Source organism: Marinobacter sp., assembly GCF_048259445.1.
Classification (GTDB): Bacteria; Pseudomonadota; Gammaproteobacteria; order Pseudomonadales; family Oleiphilaceae; genus Marinobacter.
In genome coordinates this window covers 47,018-65,543 of the sequence record NZ_JBLXHQ010000015.1, presented here as the reverse complement: position 1 = coordinate 65,543, position 18,526 = coordinate 47,018, and the positions used below count along the sequence as shown (strand labels likewise).

Below are 18,526 nucleotides of genomic sequence, written 5' to 3'. Positions count from 1 at the left end.
CACTGCTGCATACTTGATGGCCATGGCTCTGTGATACATTCCTGTTTTGCTTGTTTATCACGAAGGTACGATTGCAGATGGCAACATCAACGATTCAGTGGAGCCCCGGCTGGACCACGCAGGCACCCGAGCAGGGCGATCTTGTGCTGGCGCTGTCCGGGTCTGGTGTTTTCAAACCTCAGGATGGCTGGTTGCAACCGCTGGAAAACATACCCGGTAATCCCGAAAGTGCCGGTTTTGTTTCGTTGGGGAGTGCTGATGGCCGGCCGGTTTTCGTGACTGAAGTGCCGGAGTCCCTGATCGCCGGTCGTGAGATAGTTCCTTTGCGTGATGCGTTAATGATGATTAGTGATGTGCCGGCGGCCATGCTCAGTACCGGATTTCAGGTGTGGCAATGGTTTCAGGATCATCAGTACTGTGGGCGCTGCGGTGGCGGGACAGGTTTTCATCCGAGGGAGCGGGCAAAGTGGTGCAGTAGCTGTAATATCCCGTGGTATCCGCGCCTTGCGCCTTGCGTGATCGTGGTTATACGCAAGGAGGATCGCTACCTTCTGGCAAAGTCCTCCCGGGTTAAACGTCATTTCTACAGCCTGATCGCGGGTTTTGTGGAGCCGGGCGAGAGCCTGGAAGGTGCAGTTGTTCGTGAGGTAAAAGAGGAAACCGGTCTGGATGTGACCAATATTCAGTATCAGGCATCCGAGCCCTGGCCGTTTCCACACCAGTTGATGGCAGGATTCTTCGCCGACTATGCCGGTGGAGAGCTGATTCTTCAGGAAGATGAGCTGGCAGATGCTGGCTGGTTTTTGCCCGGCAGCCGGCCCCCGGTTCCTCCGGATACCACCATTTCAGGGCGTCTGATACGCGATATGGAAAGAGTGATCGCCGGGGGAGGCGTGGGGCGTTGAGTGAACGTGGAACGCCTCGCATTCTGGTTTTTGACTCCGGGGTTGGCGGGCTGAGCGTTGCGGCTCGTGTGCATGAACAACTTCCCCGCGCATCGATTGTGTACCTGGCTGACAATGCCGCTTTTCCTTACGGAAGCCAACCGGAATCTGTAGTGATTGAGCGCTGTTGCAGGCTTATTACAAAGGCGCTCGAGCAGTACCCTTGCGATGCTGTTGTCGTTGCCTGTAATACGGCCAGTACCATTGCGCTGCCGAACTTACGGGCCATAACAGACGTGCCTGTGGTTGGGGTAGTGCCGGCAGTGAAGCCGGCGGCGGCGCACACTCTGAATCGGCGTATAGGTATTCTGGCCACCCCGGCAACGGTGCGGCGACCCTATCTTGATGAGTTGATCCGGGAATTTGCGCCCGGTTGCCAGGTTGAGCGAGTGGGCAACCCGGAGCTTGTTCAGTGGGCGGAGGATCTGGCACGGGGGGTGCCGGTGCCTCAGTGCGATCTCGACAATGCCGTTGCAACACTGCGCGATGCCGGTGTCGATACCGTCGTTCTTGGGTGCACCCACTATCCGCTTTTGCTCGCGAGCCTCAAGCAGAGTCTGCCTGAGGTAAAATTCTGGGTGGATTCAGGGGATGCGATTGCACGCCGGGTTGTGTGGCTTCTGGCGCAAGCGGGTAAGCCTGTAGAAGCGTTTGAGCAAGGCAAGGCGCCTTGTGTGCCTGTGGCTGCGGCTCTATTCTCGGGCGTCGCCCCGGAGGCTGTGGCAAGCTATATGGCAGGCCTGGGCCTGCAGCCAAAGCTGGTTACCGGGAACTGGCCAGAGAAATCATAGCACCTGAGTCAATTTGAACATGGCCAGAAACTCCAGGGCCGGTATGCTCCGTTTATGGCAGCAGTAGGTTTTGAAGTTGTCGCCCCGGAATCTTGACTTGGTAAACTCCAGACCCTTGAAGTTGTAGATGAAACTCCCCCTGTTGTAGAGGCCATGGAGGATTCGCTTCAGAAGCTGGCTTTCCTGATGCTCCGTATTGGCGTCAAGGGACAATGGAATGAGCCCGAGGTCGAGATAAGGGATGCCCTCGGCTTTGAATGCCGCCATGGCATGCGCCATCAGGGTATAAAATATGCCCTGTTTGAAGTCTGCGTTGGCGCGAGAAATGTTTGGCACGTAACTGATGATTTCGTTGTTGCGATAAATCGGGTCAAAGTAGATAAAGCCGACAGCCTTACCATCCTGGTAAGCATAAAAATGGCGCTCATTTTCCCGGTAGGCCATTTCCATAGGACGAATCAGAAAGCGGATCTCATTGCTTTTGCACTTGCGGGTACGGATCCAGGCTTCCGAGATTTCGCGGGTATGATCGTCGCTGAAGCGTTCCTGCACGGTAATTCCGCTTTTCTCAGCCTGGTTCAACGCTGTGCGCAGAATCTGTTTCTTCTTGCCGCTGAGGGACCACTTGCCCAGGTCGATTCGTGATTCGCTGCCAAACTGAGTGCCATACAGCCCGAAACTCATGTGTAAATAGTCCACAACCGGCTTGGAAACCTGAACATAGGCGGCATTGGGAAAACGTCCCTGAAAGCGCTCAAGAATATCTCCTAAGTTTTCTGGTGCACACACCGGGTCGGAAAGAACAATGGTGGCGCCCCACTTGCGCATATAGGCGACATACCCCATGTCCGGTACGTCGAAATACTGCATGTCTGGCTGCAGGGTAGAGAACGACTGGGAGTGGGCGCCGAACCTCTTCAGATAGCCCACTCTTTCACTGAAGGTGAATGTTGTGCTTTCAATCTCTGCGGTCTGCTCAAGTGCAAGGATCTGATCTGACATGGTGATTCTCTCCCCGATTGTTATTATCTGGCAGGCGGTCTCTTACGCTTGCTTGCGGCCGAGAATTGACCAGTAGCAGTCCATGTTCATCAGTTTGAAGTGCTTTTTCTCCGTAACCTCGAGGCCCAGTCGCCGCATGTGCTCCGGGTAGTTGTAGATTTTGTGGAATGCATTGTTGGCGAACAGCCAGAAAGTGAAAACGGCCATATACCAGTAGAGTTTCTTGAACGTTCGTGAGAACACATTGCCGGTTGGGTAGCAGAAATCACCCACAACAACGCGGGCGTCCCTTTTGCCCAGCTGAATCAGATGCTCCAGAACCCGCACCATCATGGTTTCGTCAAATACATTGAGGAAAAAATTGGCGACGACCATGTCGTACCGGCCAAACTCGTCCACTTTCATGATGTCGCTGTGAATACGGCGAATGGTGAGGTGAGGGGCTTCGCTTTCCTGGGCCTCTCCGAACTTCCGCAACATGGTTTCTGACAGATCAACAACGGTGACCTCGGCACCCAGCTCAGCGGCGCGCAGGGCATCACGGCCATGGCCAACGCCGGCAAACAGGATACGGTCCCCGGGTTTTACTGTTTCCACATCCAGCATGGCAGTTTTGCAGCGATGGATGTTTTTGCCGCTGTAGAGATTGCTGAGAAAATCGTATACGGGGCCGATGTAACGGTACTTGTCGCGCATGATGACTGCTGCCTGTTCTTGTTCGCTGGGATGTTGCCACCGTTATTGTCATTTTTGCCCTGGCGATAGCTGTGGGCGTTCAGGTGGCCGATACCTTGTTAATGCGAGCTTAGTGAACGAGGTGGGGAAAATATGTGCAGCAATGCGCATTTTCGGATACACAAGTTAACGCACAGCAATGCTTTGCAAACAAGTTCAAGGTTTTGTTTAGGATTGTAGGGCAATCGTTACGGGGTGGGGGTTTGTAATCAGCTGGGTACGGCAGAACATATTCTTGTTTGTGCCAGTAGTTTGCCGATATCTGCTGCGGGTTGTGCCGGCCCGTAGAAGAAACCTTGCACCTGATGGCAGCCAAGAGTTCTCAGGTACTGAAGCTGCTTGTCCGTCTCCACGCCCTCGGCGACGATTTCCAGTTTCAGGCCGTGAGCCATGGCAACAATAGCGTTAACAATGCAGGCATCATCTGCACCGCCACGAATGGCTTGAACGAAAGACTGGTCTACTTTCAGAGTGTGAATAGGCAGCCTGTGCAGATAGTTGAGTGATGAATAGCCAGTGCCGAAGTCATCGATGGCGATACGCACGCCCATGCCGGCAAGCTCCCGGAGCTTCTGGCTGATCTGTTCCAGGTCATTCATGATCACGTTTTCGGTGATTTCAATTTCCAGATTGCCCGGTGGGAACTTGTTGGCCTCTACCCTTTCCATCAGAGTTTCCACAAAGCGGGGGTGTTCTACCTCAATAGGAGAGAGATTGACGGCCAGGCGCAGATCCTGGTGGCCGGCGCGGATCCATTGGCCGACATCACGACAGGCCTGATCCAGAACCTGCTCGCTCAGTTGGCCGATCAGCTTGGTTTCTTCAGCCAGATTGAGGAAATCTCTGGGGTAGAGTAAACCACGTTCAGGGTGTTCCCAGCGCACCAGTGCCTCGAGCCCGACAATCCGGTTGGTGTTTGCGCAAACCTGGGGCTGGTAAAATACCCGGAGCTCATCTCTCTCAAGCGCCAGGCGCAGATCCCGCTCCAGATGCAGACGATTCGTGCTGTCGATGCTCATGCTCTCGGAGAAAAAACGATAGCTGTCTTTGCCTCGGGCCTTAACATGGTACATGGCGATGTCGGCGTTCTGGATCAGCTGATCCATGCTGTCTCCCGCCTCCGGGAAGATGGCAATACCAATGCTTACGCCCACAAACACTTCGTGTTCACCCAACAGGAAGGGTGCCTTGAGCGTTTTTATCAGCTTTCTGGCGATCTGACTTGCATCCTCGTGCCCGTGAACTGACGGCAACAGCAACGTAAACTCGTCACCGCCGAAGCGTGACAAGGTGTCGCCCTTGCGTATACAGCTTTCGAGGCGCTGGGTTACAGCTTGCAGAAGCCTGTCGCCCATGGCGTGGCCAAGGGTGTCGTTAATAATTTTGAAGCGGTCGAGGTCAAGAAACATAACCGCCAGCTTCTGGCCCCCGCGGCGGGCATGGGTGATGGCCAACTCAAGACGATCTTTGAACAGAGCGCGGTTAGGCAGGCGCGTAAGCAAGTCGTGATAGGCCTGAAAGTTAATGAATGCCTCAGCTTCCTTGCGCTCGGTGACATCCCGGGCAGTTCCGTAATAGCAGGCTTTCTGGCCACTGCCACTGCCGCCGGTATTATGGTTATGTGTCCAGGTTTGAGGGTCGATGGGAAAGGCGGTGATTTCAAAATGTCTCGTAGCCCGGCGGCTACCGCGGGTTTTGAGACGTATCTCCAGGGTTCGGGGGTTGTCTGCACTGATATCCGGAGCGTTGAGCGCATAGGCACCTTTGGCAACATCGCGGTCGTCCAGAATATGCCGAAAATGCTGGCCACAGAGCTCAGCCGGCTTGTACCCCAGCAGCATTTCAACCTTGCTGTTGATAAAACAGAAGCGGCCGCCGGCATCGAGCATGAAAACGATGTCGGGTGAGCTGTTTACAATGTAACGGTGCAGAGCTTCAGATTTCTCGAGTCTCACCTGTATGTCTTCGTGAGCTTTGAGCAAGGACTGCTTACCGACGACGCCTTTTACTGTGGCGATCAGCTCTTCGGGATCAAAGGGCTTGCGGACATAATCCAGAGCGCCGCGTCGAAGCGCCCGGCTGACAGCTGTGAATGAGCTTTCTCCACTGATTACGATACTGCCGCATTCAGGCTGTTGGTTCGCAAGATGGGCCATCACGGCAAAACCGTCGACCTCTGGCATGCGTAAATCCAGCAAGGCAAGATCAAAGCGGAGGGTATCGATCAGTTCGCAGGCGTGTTTCCCTCCATGGGCCTCTGTTACATGATAGCCGCAGTTCCGGAGCAGTGAGGCTAGCGCGCCTACCAGGCGTGGCTCGTCATCAACCACCAGAATGCGCGCGGTTGCCTCCTGCGAGAAAAGCCTGTTGGACTGTTCAGGTGCCATCTATTCGTATCCGTTCTTCTGCGTCAGTCGGATTTAGTAGTTTCCTGGCTGGCCGCAGGCAGCAAAATCCGGAAGGTGGTACCTTCCTGCCCCGTGCGGCAAGCAATAATGCCCTCCATGTCGTCCACAAGCTGCTTTACAATACTAAGGCCCAGACCGCTGTGGCCCTCTCCTTTAGTGGTTTTTCCCGGAGTAAACAGAGCATCCCGTACTGCTTCGGGAATACCTGAACCGGTATCGGTAATTTCCATCTCTACCCAGTTACGGCGGCCTTGCCAGACCGGGGCGGATGTTTTTAGCGAAACTTCTCCACCGGCATCAGGCAGGCTCTCTACGGCATTTCTGATCAGGTTGATCAGGATCTGGCGGATGACTGGCGGACCGGCAATAACACGCGTCGGAGCACTACACATTAGCACGTTAAAACGCAGGTTGCTGTCGCTGAAGAGGCTGTGTTCAAGCACACGTGCAAGGCTTCTTAATTCCGCATTAAGGTCCGATGCTTCTTCGCCTGTGTCACCGGTGTTGTTATTGCTTATCTGCAGCAGCAGATTACCCGCGCGATCCAGTTCTTCCCGCACAACATCCAGATCTTCACGGGCGTCGGGGTCATCAAGCCGGTTGCGCAGCTGATGAAGGTATTGCCGCACTATGGTCAGAGGATTACTGATCTCATGTACCTGTTCGCGTAGTTTCTCAATGGCGATGTCATGATTTATCCCGGCGTTTGCTGTTTCGGCCTCGCAGGCGGTCGTCTTTTCCTGAAGAACGGCGGAGAGCTGATGGATAAACAGACCTGTGAGGTCCATGGTTGTATCGAGTGTATTGCCATCAGTACCCAGCACAAACACACCAGGGCATTGATCGCCTGTGATCATCGGGATGGCTGTCAGAGAGTGGGTTCGCAGCAGCGATAAAAGCTGCCGGTCGAGTATCGCCGGCGTTTTCTCGCCGAGGCTGACAGGCATTCGCGAGGCGAAGGCTTCTGTGAGTACGCTGCCGCCTGGCTGCGCAGACACCACAAGGTCAGGATGCGGGCCGGTGGTGCCGGACAGCAGTTCAAGGCTGTCATCGTCGTATCCGAAATATAACGCGGGCAGCCCGGTAATCAGAGTCAGGCTGTTAACCGTTTCGGCCAGAATGGCGCCACTCTTGCCGGTAAGATCGGCGAAGCCAATGGCTTGCTGGGCGATAGCGTGCCGCAATACGGTTTGTCGGAGCTGTTTTGATGCAGGCTCGGGGTCATAAGTGTTGATCAGCGGTATACCCAGGGAATCAGCCATCGCAGAAACATCGTGGCTGATCCGCCGGTTGATCTCCCTGGTCAGCTCCTCACTGAGCCCGAACATGGTGCCTGCCGCCGCAATGCCAGCTGAATCAGAGAGCGCGAGGCGGGTGGAGAGGGCGATGACTTTGACCAGATGTCCGGCATCCCGCAATTCTGAAGGCAGCGCCTGTTGGTAGCGCATAGCGTCGGCTGCCAGAGTCCCCAGTCCCCAGGATGTAACCAGCTCTGCCGCGATATCGGATTGCCGATCCATATACTGCTGCCTGGCTTCCGTATCCGGCGTTCTGATAGCAATCAGCTCCCCGATGTTATGGAGCATGCCCAGCATAAAGGCTTCGTCGGCTTCCGGGTAACGCGTGAGGGTTGCCAGGGCCCTTGCCGTCAGGGCGGCGGTCAGAGCGTGTCGCCAGTAATCCCGCAACTGGTGCCATGCGCCGTCGCCCAGTTCAAACAGGATCTGGCGCAGAGCTGCGGTGAGTACCAGTGTTTTAAAGCGCCTGGTTCCAAGGCGCATCAGCGCCTGGTCTATTGATCGAATTCCGGGAGTCGGGCCATACAGGGCAGAGTTGGCCAATGCCAGTATCCGAACCACGAGAGCGGTATCCGAGGCCACAATTTCGCTGATCTCGCGATAGTTCCCATCCCGGTTGCAAACGTCAAGCGCGCGCAGAGTGACCTCCGGAAGGCTCGGTAGTTGAAGGTCGGATACTGTATTCATACGATTTCCTGCCGCACTACGAGATCAGTTTTTGAAACTCTGTTCATTTTTTTGTTCGAGAGACTGAGCTTAGACAAAAACTCGCTGATTTAAAACAACCAGTGTTCTTTTTTTGAACAGCGTATTCATTGCGGCCCGATATGTGTATTATTTTTACAGACTAGAGCGCCTTTTGCTGTTGTTTCAAGGATGTGAAATCGCCCGTCATGAGTGCTCAGGAAGCTCGCAAGCAGAAAATAAGCCCGCCCAGGACCATCGCTGTAACCGGCGGTAAGGGTGGTGTGGGTAAAACATCGGTAGCCCTGAATCTGGCGCTCACCCTGGCTCGAAATCATAAGCGAGTGTTGTTGCTGGATGGCGACACCGATCTTGCCAACGTCAGCATTATGCTGGGGCTTTATCCGGAACGAACGCTTGCAAACGTGGTTGCCGGCGAGTGTCAGCTCGAGGATATACTGCTGGAAGCGGATTACGGTCTGCACATTGTTCCGGGCGCTTCCGGTGTTCAGGAATGCATGGATATGGAGCCTGAAGAGAGCTTTCGTATTTTGCGCGCGCTCTCAAAGCTTGAAAGCCGTTACGATTACGTCATAACGGATACCGCCGCAGGCCTTCAATCTACGGCTTTGCACATGATTGCAGCGGCTGAGCTGGCTTGTGTCGTCGTTACCCCGGATCCGGCCTCGCTGACGGATGCGTTTTCCCTGATCAAAGTGCTGAGGCGTCGCGGTTACCGGCGAACGCCAAGTGTGCTGATCAACATGGCGCAGGGCGCGAGCCAGGCCCGTTCGGTGTTTCAGCGCCTTGACTCGGCGGCCCGGAGACATCTGCAATGCTCCCTTCATTACATGGGGGGCATCTGGCGCGACGAGACCCTGCGCCAGTCGGTGCTGAACCAGAGGCCCGTCGCACTGCTGCCGGCGGCTGACCCCTCGTGCCGTCAGTTCATTACCTTGGCAGATATGCTTGATGTGCGTTTGTCTCAATTGCCTGCAAGGAAAGCCGGCATTGCAGCCTACTGGCATTCCGTTTCGAAGCGGCAGTCGGAGCAAAAGAAAAAGGATGCTGAGTCTGCGTCTTCTGCATCTGCCAGCCCTCGCGAACGCTGCCTGCAGGCCGTTAGTGAGCTGGAAGCTGTGCTCGGGCAGACACCTGAGAGCGTTTTGCTCCGCTATGATGTGTTCACGCGATTGTTCGCTCTTATGGGCCGGGCACCGGATAGCGATACCGTTGAAATTGTCCAGGCCGGGCTTGGAGCGATCGATTGGCAACCCCTGGTTCCTGAGCAGCGAGAGCTCCTGGCAAACCATCTGAGGCACCTTGCCGACAAGATCTGTTCATGGTCGGACACCAGGGAACACGAGCAGGAGCCGCCGCAAGCTGTGCTGCCCGAGCCCTCTTACGACAGCATCAGTTTTGGCGATCAGGACAAGCTTGTCAGGGCTTTGAAAGAACAACCCTCCGATATTTCCCTGAATAACTTTCTGCGTTCTTTAGCCGGCAAGAGAAAGATCGACGGCTGAGACTTCCTGGTTAACGATTGCTACAAAGACATGCCGGTTAATTCGTCATTTCTTCCGGCGCCTTTGTCGCGTAGCGTGCTGATGATAACCATGCAGTCTGTCACGGCACTGTCAAAGAGATTGTGCAAGGATCAGTCAGGTACTGCAGGCACCCGGAAAAGGAGTTTTCAGAATGGTAAAGCCGCAAAATCGGGCGGGAGTGTCGTCGTCAAAAGTACTCGAACAGCTCCGTGGAAAGCATGTCCTGATTACGGGCACCACGGGCTTTCTTGGCAAGGTTGTTCTGGAAAAACTGATTCGCGCAGTACCGGACATTGGCGGTGTGCATCTTTTGATAAGAGGCAATGCGCGTCATCCTGACGCCCACAGTCGATTTCTTGACGAAATTGCAACCTCCTCTGTATTTGATCGCTTGCGCCAGGAGAAGGGCGAAGCTTTCAACGTTTTTCTGGACGAGCGCGTGCATTGTGTCACAGGAGAGGTAACGCAGCCCGGTTTTGGCCTGCAGCCAGAAGCTTTACGAAAACTGGCGGGTAGTATTGATGCCGTCATTAACTCTGCTGCCAGTGTTAATTTTCGTGAAGAGCTGGACAAAGCTTTGTCCATTAATACGCTATGCCTGGAAAATATTGCAGAGCTGGCACGTCAGAACCCGGCGCTTGCGGTTGTTCAGGTATCTACCTGCTACGTAAACGGCATTAACTCGGGGCAGATTTCTGAATCGGTGGTCAAGCCCGCTGGCGAGGATATTCCCCTCAGCCCTGCTGGCTATTATGAAATTGACGAGCTGATCCGGTTGCTGGAAGACAGTATCGCGGACGTGCGTTCGCGCTACTCAGGTAAAATGCTGGAGCGCAAGTTGGTGAAACTGGGTATCCGTGAGGCAAACCGCTACGGCTGGAGCGATACCTATACATTTACCAAATGGCTGGGTGAGCAGTTACTGATGAAGGCCCTCGACGGCCGTGCCCTTACAATCGTGCGTCCGTCCATTATCGAGAGTGCCCTTGAAGAGCCGGTGCCAGGCTGGATTGAGGGTGTTAAAGTTGCTGACGCCATCATTCTTGCTTACGCCAGAGAAAAAGTAACGGTATTCCCCGGAAAACGCTCCGGAACGATAGATGTCATTCCCGTTGACCTTGTTGCGAATTCGATTGTCCTGGCCGTTGCAGAGGCGCTTGGTGAGCCCCCCCGTCGGCGTTTCTATCAGTGCTGTAGCGGTAGCTCCAATCCGGTGTCTCTGGGTGAGTTTATTGATCACCTTATGGCTGAGGCCAAAACCAATTTTGCAGCCTATGAACGACTGTTCTATCGCCAGCCGGTCAAGCCCTTTATTGCTGTGAACCGTTCGGTGTTCGATGCTTTGGTAGGCGGTGCGCGAATTCCTCTGACTATGACGCAGCGTATGATGCGCAGGCTGGGTATGCTGGGAAACGAACGTGACCTTAAAGTATTGCGAAACCTTGATACTACCCGCTCGTTAGCTACTATTTTTGGGTTCTATACCGCGCCTGATTATATTTTCCATAATGATGATTTACTGGCTCTGGCGTCGCGCATGGGAGAGGTAGACGAGGTTTTGTTCCCGGTGGATGCGCGCCAGATCGACTGGGAAGTGTATCTGCGCAAGATCCATCTCGCAGGCCTGAATCGCTTCGCGCTCAAGCCCAGGAGCAAGGCTCGACTGCGCTCATCAAGAGCCCGGCAGCAAGCAGCATGATGATAAAGTTGGAGCATGTTAGGACGTTCGTCTAATTCATTGTTTAGTAGTACACATGGTGAACTACAGGCATGTGTCCGCGGGGCAGGCGTGCCCTGTCGCTTTGAATTAATGGTACCGACAAAAACAACAGACTCTGATCAAGGGGGAGCACAATGACTGATAAGCATCTTTATCCGGTAAGCCCGGAAGTGGCCAAACGCGCCTTGCTGAACCGGGAACAGTATGACGAAATGTATCGTCAATCGGTTGAGGATCCAGATACTTTCTGGGGCGAGCATGGCAAACGCCTTGACTGGATCAAACCGTATTCCAAGGTCAAGAACACCACTTTTGATTACAACAATCTTTCCATCAAGTGGTTTGAAGACGGGCAGCTGAATGCTTCAGCCAACTGCCTTGACCGTCACCTCGCGACGCGCGGCGACCAGACAGCCATTATTTTCGAAGGCGATGATCCCGCCGATTCCCGTCACGTTACCTATCGCGAATTGCATGAAGAGACCAGCAAGTTTGCCAACGTTCTGAAAGGCCTGGGTGTGAAGAAGGGTGACGTGGTCACTATCTACATGCCGATGATCGTTGAAACGGCCGTGGCGATGTTGGCGTGTACACGTATTGGCGCGATCCATTCGGTTGTTTTTGGTGGTTTCTCTCCAGAAGCTTTGGGCGCCCGGGTTGCCAACGGCAAATCCCGCTATGTAATTACGTCCGATGAAGGCCTGCGTGGAGGCCGCAAGATACCGCTGAAAAAGAATGTGGATGCTGCGCTGAAGAATGAAAGCGGCGCGAGCGTAGAGAAAGTCATCGTTGTCAGCCGCACCGGCAATAAGGATGTGCCCTGGAACGAAGGTCGCGACGAGCGTTATGAAGACCTGATGAAGTCTGCCTCTGCAGACTGTCCTCCAGAGCCCATGAACGCGGAAGATCCTCTGTTCATGCTCTATACGTCCGGTTCAACCGGCGCGCCCAAAGGCGTTTTGCATACGACTGGCGGTTACATGGTGTATGCCTCCATGACTCACCAGTACGTGTTCGATTATCACGACGGTGACGTTTACTGGTGTACTGCAGATTTTGGTTGGGTGACCGGCCATAGCTATATTCTCTATGGGCCGTTATGTAACGGTGCGATTTCCGTATTGTTCGAGGGTGTTCCGAACTACCCGGACAGCTCGCGAATGGGGCAGATTGTCGACAAACATCAGGTCAATATTCTGTACACGGCGCCTACTGCAATCCGGGCTCTGATGGCTGAAGGTGAAGCCTGCATGGATGGTACAAACCGGAAGAGCCTGAAATTGCTGGGCTCTGTCGGTGAACCTATCAACCCCGAGGCCTGGGAATGGTATCATCGTGTTATCGGCAACAGTGAGTGCCCCATCGTGGATACCTGGTGGCAAACTGAAACCGGCGGCATTCTGATTTCACCATTACCGGGCGCTATTGACTTGAAACCGGGCTCTGCGACAGTGCCGTTCTTCGGCGTTCAGCCGGGGTTGGTTGACAGCGAAGGCAATGTGTTGGAAGGCAAAGCCGACGGTAACCTCGTTATCCTGGACAGCTGGCCCGGGCAGATGCGCACCATTTACGGCGACCATGATCGTTTCATCCAGACTTATTTCAGCGCCTACAAGGGTATGTACTTTACCGGTGACGGCGCGCGTCGTGATGAAGATGGCTATTACTGGATTACCGGTCGCGTTGATGACGTACTCAACGTATCGGGCCATCGCCTGGGCACAGCTGAAGTTGAGAGCGCCCTGGTAGCCCATGACAAGGTTGCCGAAGCAGCGGTTGTTGGCTTCCCTCACGACATCAAGGGCCAGGGCATCTATGTCTATGTGACACTGATGCAGGGCGAAGAGCCTTCAGACGAGCTCAAAAAGGAACTGGTACAGTGGGTGCGTAAGGAAATCGGCCCGATCGCGTCTCCGGATGTGATTCAGTGGGCGCCGGGCTTGCCAAAAACACGATCAGGCAAGATTATGCGTCGGATATTGCGTAAGATTGCTGCAAATGAACACGACCAGCTGGGCGACACCTCTACACTTGCAGACCCGGGTGTGGTGGACGAGCTCATCGGCAGTCGCGAGTTCAAATAAGGTCTGAAAGCAGGCCATAAACCTGTGAGGAATCGTTTTAATGACACAAACAATTATCGTCGCTGATGATCACCCATTGTTTCGGGCTGCCCTGAAACAGGCGGTCAATCAAGCGGTGCCTGATGCTGAAACCGTAGAAGTTGAAAGCATCAAGGCGTTGCAGGCGTCGGTAGATTCGCACCCGGATGCAGACCTGGTTCTGCTTGATCTCAATATGCCGGGTGCCCATGGTTTTTCCGGATTGGTGTTCATGCGTGGGCAGTATCCCGGGTTACCGGTGGTGGTTGTGTCAGGATCGGAGCAGCTGCAGGTGATGCGGCGCTCCATTGATTATGGGGCGTCTGGCTTTATTCCGAAGTCGGCGCCGTTGCCTACTATCACAGAGGCAATTCGTGCCGTACTCGAGGGTGATGTCTGGCTGCCGGAAGGTGTGGCAGACAAGCTTGAGCGCATGCACTCCGATACCACTGATTTCTCCGAAAAACTTGCATCACTTACCCCGCAACAGTTCCGGGTTCTCGGTATGCTGGCGGAAGGGCTGCTGAACAAGCAGATTGCTTACGATCTGGATGTGTCCGAGGCTACCATCAAGGCACATATTACGGCTGTTTTCCGTAAGCTTGGGGTTCGTAACCGCACTCAGGCGGTTATTGCGATACAGCAAATGGAAATCGATCCTTCAGACCAGTCGTTGTCAGGAAGCTGAATATCAGCTTGATGGCCTGAATAAAAAAACGGGAACCCGCAGGTTCCCGTTTTTCTTTATATCTATACCTGCCTCGAGCCTGATTATTTACTTCCTGCGTAACCCAACTCCTTATTGACCAGATTGAATAGCTCTTCGCCTTTATGCCAGCGATCAAAGTTTTCAAGAAACTGATCGGTAAGGGCCCGCTTCCAGCCGATAAAGTCACCGGCCATGTGCGCCGTCATGGTAACGTTTTCCATGTCCCACAGAGGATGATCCTCGGGTAGAGGCTCCTCTTCAAATACATCAAGCCCTGCACCCGCAATCTCACCGCTTTCGAGGGCGGCAATCAGGTCGTCGGTTTTCACAATCGGCCCGCGCCCTATATTGATCAGGCGCGCCGTGTTTTTCATGGCTTTGAATGCTTTTTGGTCAAACAGGCCCTCGGTTTGCGGCGTAAGCGGTGCCGCGATAACCACATAGTCAGCATGCCCCAGCTGCTCGTAAAGATCGTCGTTACCGTGGACTGCAACAAAATCGGGATCATCTGTGCGGGCTGTTCGGGCAATGCCGTGAGGTCTCAGGCCTGCAGCCGCCACAAGGCGCCCGATCTGACGGCCTATGGAGCCTGCACCCACGACCAGAACTTTCTTACCTTCGGCTCTTTCGGTGTCCCGATGTTTCCACTGGTGCTTGAGTTGCAAACGGATAGACCCCGGGAAATCCTTGGCAAACATCAGAATGGTGCACAGCACGTATTCGGCGATGGTCCGGTCGAATATGCCTCTGGCGTTAGTGACCACAACCTTACCTTTGGTCAGGGCCGGGAACATCAGAGCGTCTACCCCGGCACTGGTCGCGTGGATCCATTGCAGCTTGTCAGCGCAACCCCACGCCGCCTCGAGAGCCTCGGTGCGGAAATCCGTCACCATCATTACATCGGTGCCCGGCAGGCTGCTTCTCAGAGTTGCCTCGTCACTGGCGAAGCGCACTTCTGCGCGCGCTCTGAGTGAATCCATTCCCGGCGGTTCCTGCTCACCGGGGGCGGTGAGAACCGTTACCACAGGCTTGCTGCGCTGAGTCATTGAACCTCCGCTTGGTCAGATGGCTGGTGATTGTATGTGTGTTTTCTGAGGCTTGTTATTCCCGCTGCCAGGCCCTCAACACAGTCTGGTAGGCAGATGCCATCGGGTCAACCCTGGCTTGAATTGGTTGGGGCCGGACAAAGCTGTATCGGCACGTACTTTTACCTACGCAATGTTTGTCTGTTTTTGTCTTGTATGCCCTGGTCTTACTGACTAACCTGCAGTGGTAGTTCTTTATTTGCCCCCGTTCCCGTTGCAGGAGGTTGTTATGGCAGACGCCGCCAACAGAGACACCGGCCAGGAAACACCGCGAAAAGTGAAGTACCGGAAGACCAAGGCCAGCTGGAATCCTGCCATGCAGGCAGTTCCGGTACCGGGAATCCGGCGCATGGTTAATATGGCGGCTACCATGAAAGATGTGATTCATCTCTCCATTGGTCAGCCGGATCTGCCGACACCCAGGCATATTGTTGATGCTTACATCGACGCTCTGAACGCAGGGCAAACCGGCTATACCATGGATGCAGGGCTGCCTGAGTTACTGGTAGCGCTGAGGGACTATTACAGCAAACGCTATAACCGCAAGCTGACCAGGGACAACATACTGGTTACCAGCGGTGCCACTGAGGCTATGTATCTGGCAATTGCAGCTACGGCGGCACCGGGGCGCCAGTTCATCGTAACGGACCCCTCCTTCCTGTTGTATGCACCTCTGATCCGTATGAACGGGGGCGAGGTGAAGTTCGTATCGACTCAGGCAGAGAACAATCATCAGCTTGATCCTGATGAGGTGATTCGTGCCATGGGACCACGTACCTTTGCGCTTATCCTCAACAACCCGAATAATCCGACCGGCGCTGTGTACCCCCGCAGTACCGTGGAAACTATTCTGGAAGAGTGCGCGTATCGGGGCATCCAGGTTTATGCCGACGAGGTTTATGACCACCTTATTTTTGATGACGACGATTTTGCCAGTGTTCTGAACTGTTCCATGGATCTGGACAACATCATGTGCATCAGCAGTTTTTCGAAAACCTATAGCATGGCGGGGCTGCGTGTAGGTTGGGTGATTGCCAGCCAGGCTGCGATCAAATCCTTGCGACGTTTCCATATGTTCACGACCTCGGTTGCCAATACGCCTTCTCAGTTTGCTGGTGTGGCGGCGTTGACGGGTGATCAGCAGTGCGTAAAAGATATGCTGGGTATCTACAGGGAGCGTCGGGATAAGGTTGTGGAACTGATCGAACAGACGCCCTACATGACCGGGTACAAGCCGGGCGGTGCATTCTTTGCATTTCCGGCTTTGCCGCCCAATGTTGATGGGTCAGATCTTGCGCTGCGCATGCTCAAGGAAACCGGAGTATGCCTGGTACCGGGAGATGCCTTTGGTGAGGGCTCTACCAACGCGGTTCGTATCAGTTTCTCCACGACCTGTGAGAAGCTTGATGCGGCGTTTGATCGAATTATTCCGTGGATGGCTAAACAACAGTTCTGAGGAGGGTCTATGTCAGCTCTGGATTCTTTGCTTATCCAATGCCCTTACTGCGGGGAGACGTTGGAGATCAGCGTTGATCCGTCAGTGGCGGAGCAGGAATACGTGGAAGACTGCCAGGTGTGTTGTCAGCCCATTCTATTGAAGGTTGTTTTTGATGATAATCTCATCCCTCACGTAGACGCCCGTGCCGAAAATGAATAAACAGCCCGGGTTTGCCGCTGGATAGTGGCTTAATCAATGGAGAGTGATGATGAATAAACTGCACCTGAGTCGCCTTTGGGGCATGGTGTTTCTGGTGCTTGCTTTATCCAGTGGCTGCGCCAGCATTTCACCTTATGCAATCTCGGAAGGAGAACTTGAGAGGCATCTGCAGGATGCGGTTCGTGATTACGACCGCTTGCAGTTGAAGAATGGTTCACCGCTCAGCCTCAGTCTTGATGGCGCCGACGTTACCCTGGGGCCGGACGGTCGGGATGTCGCGGTGATTGATTTGAAAGGGCAGGTTGCGCTGAATGCATTTCTGGCCAAACTCCCGGTTGATATTGCTTTTAAAATTGAGGGCGCACCGGTCTATGACAGCACGGAAAAGGCGATCTATATCCGCAGAATAAAACTGCTGGAAAGCAGTGTTGATGCGGGTTTCTTCAAAGGCGATCTGGCGCCGGTCACCGACAATGTGATGCGGGTAGTGGCCCAGATGCTTGAAACCATGCCTGTTTACCGTCTGGATGACACCAACCTCGCCCAGCGTATGTTTGGCATGGTGCCTATGGATATCCGGGTAGCGCCGGGCCGTCTGGAATTTGTGATGGCTGATAACTGAAGGCTTGTAAATGAATCAAAGCCAGAAAATTTTTTCTGGCTTTGATTCTTCTTTTTCAGGCTGACAGTCTTTGACAGATTGCATCGCCGATTTCCTTTGTTTCCCGCCTGGCTCCGGCGCTCTCCGCCAGATCTGCAGCTACCGCATCAAACAGCGCCTTGCCAGCCGCCGCGACAGCGGGATCTTTCCGCCCTAACCATTCCAGCATACGTGCTGTCGTAAATAGCATGGCTGTGGGATCTGCCAGGCCCTGGCCGGCAATATCCGGAGCACTGCCATGGGTAGGCTCGAACATGGAGGGCATGTCCGGATCTGTGGGGTTCAGGTTGCAGGATGGGGCAACGCCCATGCCGCCCGACAGCACGGCTGCAAGATCCGTAAGAATATCCCCCTGCAGGTTGCTGGCGACCACCACATCGAAGGCCCAGGGGCTCTGCACGAACTTCATACAGGCCGCATCTACCAGTTCGTGGTGCGTGGCGACATCCGGAAACTCCTTGCTGATTTCTTCGAATGCCTCGGTGTACATGTCACCCCAGTAGCGCAATGCATTCCGCTTGGTGATCAGGCATACCTGGCTTTCGCAGGCACGCCCATCCCGAGTGCCATCAAGGGATCGAAAGGTTCGGGTGCGGCCTTCCTTGACGCGGTCTGCGGCCCGGGTGCGGGCCTGCTCGAAACCGTAGCGAATAATTCGGTTGGTTGCCTTGCGGGTAAACACTTCCATTTGTGTCGCAATCTCATCTTCGGTGCCTTTGCGCAGGCGTCCGCCCTGGCTTACATACTCACCTTCGGAATTCTCCCGAATCACCAGCATATCAATGTCTTTAGCGCGCTCATCTGCAAGGTATTGGCGCGCACCCGGTAACAGGCGGGCAGGGCGCTCGCATACCCATTGGTCAAAGCCTTTACGCATGTCCAGTAAAGGTGCCAGTGAGACGCTGTCGGTCAACAGATAACGATTCGGATCATCCAGCGGGCCCGGATCACCCAAAGCACCAAGCAATATGGCGTCATAGGCTTTGAGCTGGGCGAGGGCGTCGTCGGGCATGGACTCCCCATGCGCCTCATGCCATGCGTGGGAAGGCCAGGGGAAATGGGTCCACTCAAGGGCGAGGCTATGCCGGGTACGCAGGGTTTCGAGGCAGCGTATTGCTTCACCCACGACTTCCGGACCAATACCGTCACCCGGGGTTACAGCGATGCGGATATTTTGGGCCAT

15 protein-coding genes are annotated in these 18,526 nt (G+C 54.5%); 9 read left to right on the top strand and 6 right to left on the bottom strand.

Translation table 11 applies throughout. The annotated features are described in order from the left end of the window. Nucleotides 1–77 precede the first annotated feature (77 nt). Both nudC and murI read left to right on the top strand, forming a co-directional pair. Nucleotides 78–905, top strand: coding sequence for an NAD(+) diphosphatase (nudC, locus tag ACN0RL_RS12115; protein ID WP_417517083.1), 828 nt, complete (start codon nucleotides 78–80; stop codon nucleotides 903–905). Continuing rightward, nucleotides 902–1,735, top strand: a complete 834-nt coding sequence (gene murI, locus ACN0RL_RS12110; RefSeq protein WP_417517081.1) for a glutamate racemase — start codon at nucleotides 902–904, stop codon at nucleotides 1,733–1,735. The genes nudC and murI overlap by 4 nt, the downstream gene beginning before the upstream one ends. Here the strand turns inward: murI and ACN0RL_RS12105 are convergent. From ACN0RL_RS12105 to ACN0RL_RS12090, 4 genes are all read right to left on the bottom strand, one after another. Next, nucleotides 1,730–2,737, bottom strand: coding sequence for a DUF2156 domain-containing protein (locus ACN0RL_RS12105; RefSeq protein ID WP_417517079.1), 1,008 nt, complete (start codon nucleotides 2,735–2,737; stop codon nucleotides 1,730–1,732). The genes murI and ACN0RL_RS12105 overlap by 6 nt on opposite strands. A 42-nt stretch (nucleotides 2,738–2,779) precedes the next feature. Continuing rightward, nucleotides 2,780–3,433: a class I SAM-dependent methyltransferase gene (locus tag ACN0RL_RS12100; protein WP_417517077.1), complete on the bottom strand. Its 654-nt coding sequence runs from the start codon at nucleotides 3,431–3,433 to the stop codon at nucleotides 2,780–2,782. A 248-nt stretch (nucleotides 3,434–3,681) separates the two neighbouring features. Beyond that, a complete protein-coding gene (locus ACN0RL_RS12095; RefSeq protein WP_417517075.1) occupies nucleotides 3,682–5,859 on the bottom strand; it encodes an EAL domain-containing protein in 2,178 nt (725 codons plus the stop codon). 23 nt (nucleotides 5,860–5,882) lie between these two features. Continuing rightward, complete coding sequence (locus ACN0RL_RS12090; protein ID WP_417517073.1) at nucleotides 5,883–7,865, bottom strand: HDOD domain-containing protein; 1,983 nt, start codon at nucleotides 7,863–7,865, stop codon at nucleotides 5,883–5,885. A gap of 191 nt (nucleotides 7,866–8,056) precedes the next feature. Between ACN0RL_RS12090 and ACN0RL_RS12085 the strand changes: the two genes are divergently transcribed. The 4 genes from ACN0RL_RS12085 (at nucleotide 8,057) to ACN0RL_RS12070 (ending at nucleotide 13,919) form a co-directional block, all read left to right on the top strand. Further along, nucleotides 8,057–9,388 carry a MinD/ParA family ATP-binding protein gene (locus ACN0RL_RS12085; RefSeq protein WP_417517071.1) on the top strand — a complete coding sequence of 444 codons (1,332 nt, stop codon included), beginning with the start codon at nucleotides 8,057–8,059 and terminating at the stop codon, nucleotides 9,386–9,388. Nucleotides 9,389–9,560: 172 nt separating this feature from the next. Beyond that, nucleotides 9,561–11,108, top strand: coding sequence for a fatty acyl-CoA reductase (locus ACN0RL_RS12080; RefSeq protein WP_417517069.1), 1,548 nt, complete (start codon nucleotides 9,561–9,563; stop codon nucleotides 11,106–11,108). A gap of 155 nt (nucleotides 11,109–11,263) precedes the next feature. After that, nucleotides 11,264–13,213, top strand: coding sequence for an acetate--CoA ligase (gene acs, locus ACN0RL_RS12075; RefSeq protein ID WP_417517067.1), 1,950 nt, complete (start codon nucleotides 11,264–11,266; stop codon nucleotides 13,211–13,213). A gap of 40 nt (nucleotides 13,214–13,253) precedes the next feature. Continuing rightward, nucleotides 13,254–13,919, top strand: coding sequence for a LuxR C-terminal-related transcriptional regulator (locus ACN0RL_RS12070; protein WP_417517065.1), 666 nt, complete (start codon nucleotides 13,254–13,256; stop codon nucleotides 13,917–13,919). Between the two features lie 83 nt (nucleotides 13,920–14,002). On the opposite strand, the gene ACN0RL_RS12065 is transcribed toward ACN0RL_RS12070, so the two are convergent. Continuing rightward, a complete protein-coding gene (locus ACN0RL_RS12065) occupies nucleotides 14,003–14,986 on the bottom strand; it encodes a D-2-hydroxyacid dehydrogenase (RefSeq protein ID WP_417517063.1) in 984 nt (327 codons plus the stop codon). Between the two features lie 268 nt (nucleotides 14,987–15,254). Here ACN0RL_RS12065 and ACN0RL_RS12060 point away from each other — a divergent pair, with 268 nt between their 5' ends. Genes ACN0RL_RS12060 through ACN0RL_RS12050 form a run of 3 tightly spaced genes read left to right on the top strand, consistent with a single transcriptional unit; the run spans nucleotide 15,255 to nucleotide 17,304 of the window. Beyond that, complete coding sequence (locus ACN0RL_RS12060) at nucleotides 15,255–16,481, top strand: pyridoxal phosphate-dependent aminotransferase (protein ID WP_417517061.1); 1,227 nt, start codon at nucleotides 15,255–15,257, stop codon at nucleotides 16,479–16,481. A gap of 9 nt (nucleotides 16,482–16,490) precedes the next feature. Then, on the top strand, nucleotides 16,491–16,682 hold the full coding sequence (locus ACN0RL_RS12055; RefSeq protein WP_417517059.1) for a CPXCG motif-containing cysteine-rich protein: 192 nt from the start codon (nucleotides 16,491–16,493) through the stop codon (nucleotides 16,680–16,682). A 49-nt stretch (nucleotides 16,683–16,731) separates the two neighbouring features. Beyond that, entirely contained in the window at nucleotides 16,732–17,304 is a 573-nt protein-coding gene (locus ACN0RL_RS12050) for a DUF1439 domain-containing protein (protein WP_417517163.1), read from the top strand. Nucleotides 17,305–17,359: 55 nt separating this feature from the next. Here the strand turns inward: ACN0RL_RS12050 and ACN0RL_RS12045 are convergent, their stop codons facing one another. Further along, the gene (locus ACN0RL_RS12045) at nucleotides 17,360–18,526 is read right to left on the bottom strand and encodes an isocitrate/isopropylmalate dehydrogenase family protein (RefSeq protein WP_417517057.1); all 1,167 of its coding nucleotides are present in this window, start codon (nucleotides 18,524–18,526) and stop codon (nucleotides 17,360–17,362) included.

Bases quoted from the DNA above. Each gene is read 5' to 3' on its own strand.
- ACN0RL_RS12095 (WP_417517075.1), bottom strand. From the start codon at position 5,859: ATGGCACCTGAACAGTCCAACAGGCTTTTCTCGCAGGAGGCAACCGCG.
- ACN0RL_RS12070 (WP_417517065.1), top strand. From the start codon at position 13,254: ATGACACAAACAATTATCGTCGCTGATGATCACCCATTGTTTCGGGCT.
- ACN0RL_RS12080 (WP_417517069.1), top strand. From the start codon at position 9,561: ATGGTAAAGCCGCAAAATCGGGCGGGAGTGTCGTCGTCAAAAGTACTC.
- ACN0RL_RS12090 (WP_417517073.1), bottom strand. From the start codon at position 7,865: ATGAATACAGTATCCGACCTTCAACTACCGAGCCTTCCGGAGGTCACT.
- nudC (WP_417517083.1), top strand. From the start codon at position 78: ATGGCAACATCAACGATTCAGTGGAGCCCCGGCTGGACCACGCAGGCA.
- ACN0RL_RS12045 (WP_417517057.1), bottom strand. From the start codon at position 18,526: ATGGCCCAAAATATCCGCATCGCTGTAACCCCGGGTGACGGTATTGGT.
- ACN0RL_RS12055 (WP_417517059.1), top strand. From the start codon at position 16,491: ATGTCAGCTCTGGATTCTTTGCTTATCCAATGCCCTTACTGCGGGGAG.
- ACN0RL_RS12100 (WP_417517077.1), bottom strand. From the start codon at position 3,433: ATGCGCGACAAGTACCGTTACATCGGCCCCGTATACGATTTTCTCAGC.
- ACN0RL_RS12065 (WP_417517063.1), bottom strand. From the start codon at position 14,986: ATGACTCAGCGCAGCAAGCCTGTGGTAACGGTTCTCACCGCCCCCGGT.
- ACN0RL_RS12050 (WP_417517163.1), top strand. From the start codon at position 16,732: ATGAATAAACTGCACCTGAGTCGCCTTTGGGGCATGGTGTTTCTGGTG.
- ACN0RL_RS12060 (WP_417517061.1), top strand. From the start codon at position 15,255: ATGGCAGACGCCGCCAACAGAGACACCGGCCAGGAAACACCGCGAAAA.
- acs (WP_417517067.1), top strand. From the start codon at position 11,264: ATGACTGATAAGCATCTTTATCCGGTAAGCCCGGAAGTGGCCAAACGC.
- ACN0RL_RS12105 (WP_417517079.1), bottom strand. From the start codon at position 2,737: ATGTCAGATCAGATCCTTGCACTTGAGCAGACCGCAGAGATTGAAAGC.